This window comes from Ruminobacter sp. RM87 (genome assembly GCF_000701925.1).
GTDB classification, from domain to species: Bacteria; Pseudomonadota; Gammaproteobacteria; order Enterobacterales; family Succinivibrionaceae; genus Ruminobacter; species Ruminobacter amylophilus.
On record NZ_JNKD01000114.1, the window covers coordinates 1 to 1,753 of the forward strand.

Genomic DNA, 1,753 nt, shown 5'->3' on the forward strand with positions numbered 1-1,753 from the left:
CGGTAAATCCGTATCTGTTTACAAACATCTACAGTTTACACGGTAAATCCACGTTTTTACATTCTTTCGTGGAGGTCGTTTCATATTGTCTGTCACCATTGATTGTAAGCACACTGCAATGATGAAGCAGTCTGTCTAAAATAGCAGTGGCAGCAGTTGTATCACCAAGTATCAGTCCCCAATCACTGACGATACATGAATGCCGTTTACCACATGATTCTCAAAGTGACGTAGATCTGAGCGACAGCCATTAAAATGTTACCAGTCACAAAATACCATACCTTTGTTTTGTGACGAAACATAAACATGGATGCAAGGCCTCCTGCCGCCCCGCCGATAAATGATTTAAACAGCAGATTGGTCTCGGGAACTCTCTCTTTGCCGGATGCCGCATTGCTCTTGTCAAGTCCGTACCAGACAAAAGACAACAGGTTGATCAGAACCGCACCCCCCCAGAAAACCCAGGAAAGCCAGAACATCATGCATCCTGCGACTGAATTCCATATCGAAAACACGGTTCCCAGAACGGAAAAATACAACCAGAAGGCAGCAAACGAGCAGGCAACGCAAGTGCTGAGATTCTTGCTCACATGTCTGATTCTTCGTTTCTTTCGCCAGACCGTAAATCCCGCCATAAAACCGATAACTCCGCCTGCAAGCGAAAGGAAAGCCAGAATACCGTTGATATCCCCGCTGTCACCGTTCCTAGACGAAGACTTCAGGAGTTCCAGTGTTATCGGACAGGTTAAGAGGTTTAACACCACAAGATAAATCATGAACCACAACATAACAATTATTCCGTATAATTACTCAGATTCATAGTTAAAAATAACTGCCTTACCGTATCGACCGCAGAAGCAGTGACAGTCTGCTGTCTAACAGCGTGCCGAGAAAAAGCCGGATGTTTTCCGTCCTGCTGGAAAACGCAGCGCATCGCGATTATATCAGAATTAAATCTTTTCTGTACCGGAACACCTGAAGATGAAACATTACCATCGGATAACAGTTTTATATCCGCGAGTCTCTCATGTCTTTCATGAAAGCCGTCTCACAGCCTCATCCGTATGCCGATTAACCATGCCTGTGACTTTTTTAATTAACTTTCGGTATTTGACTCACACGAAGCTTTTTCGAACAGCTGTGTGCATACCTGCTTACGGCAAAAGTTATATCATACAGAACTGTTATGAAACGACCTTTGTCAAGCAGTAATTTAGGCAAGACATTTTCCTCAGTGTAAGCACGGCATTGGCCTCTCTGTTATACGGGGATTGGTTCCTCAGGTCAATGGTTCGCCGCGAATTCTATTTGTCTTACGTCGAGGATCACTGTTTACAGTGCCATCAAAGTTCTGTCGTAGATAATTCAAACCTTCTTGATGAAAAACGTCTTATCTAAATCACTGTCACCTTCAGATGTTTAAAATCGCATCCGTCTATACATTTATCCTGATTACCCCCTCGGCCGGCATTACTTCTCCAGCATCGTTATTACCACATTCGTAGTTGGAGGTCATCATTCCCCAGATGAAGCAGCAGAATTCTCTCGCTACGGCAGTAACGGCAATGTTCGTATTCTTCCCCTTATTTACCATTCTGTAATACTTCCTCTGGCACCTGGACGAAGCTTTATCCGCATAGTTGATTACTTCCGATGGCACATTCTTCTGGCGTTTTTTCAATGCCGCTGATTTCTGCCCGACATTGCCTCTTCTGAAAGAATTGCAGCACTCGACGGTAAGCCTTCGCAGATG

Annotated in this window: 2 protein-coding genes and 1 pseudogene; all 3 read right to left on the reverse strand. The window is 44.3% G+C overall.

The window, feature by feature from the left end:
• Nucleotides 1-28: 28 nt before the first annotated feature.
• Nucleotides 29-193 carry an ATP-binding protein gene (locus T489_RS15540; RefSeq protein ID WP_157608271.1) on the reverse strand — a complete coding sequence of 55 codons (165 nt, stop codon included), beginning with the start codon at nucleotides 191-193 and terminating at the stop codon, nucleotides 29-31.
• Nucleotides 194-206: 13 nt separating this feature from the next.
• On the reverse strand, nucleotides 207-788 hold the full coding sequence (locus tag T489_RS14500) for a DUF1294 domain-containing protein (RefSeq protein WP_051622128.1): 582 nt from the start codon (nucleotides 786-788) through the stop codon (nucleotides 207-209).
• Between the two features lie 647 nt (nucleotides 789-1,435).
• A pseudogene (locus tag T489_RS15545) lies at nucleotides 1,436-1,753 on the reverse strand (hypothetical protein); the annotation flags it as partial.

Excerpts from the sequence above, each read along its gene's own strand:
- T489_RS14500 (WP_051622128.1), bottom strand. The coding sequence starts at position 788 with ATGTTGTGGTTCATGATTTATCTTGTGGTGTTAAACCTCTTAACCTGT.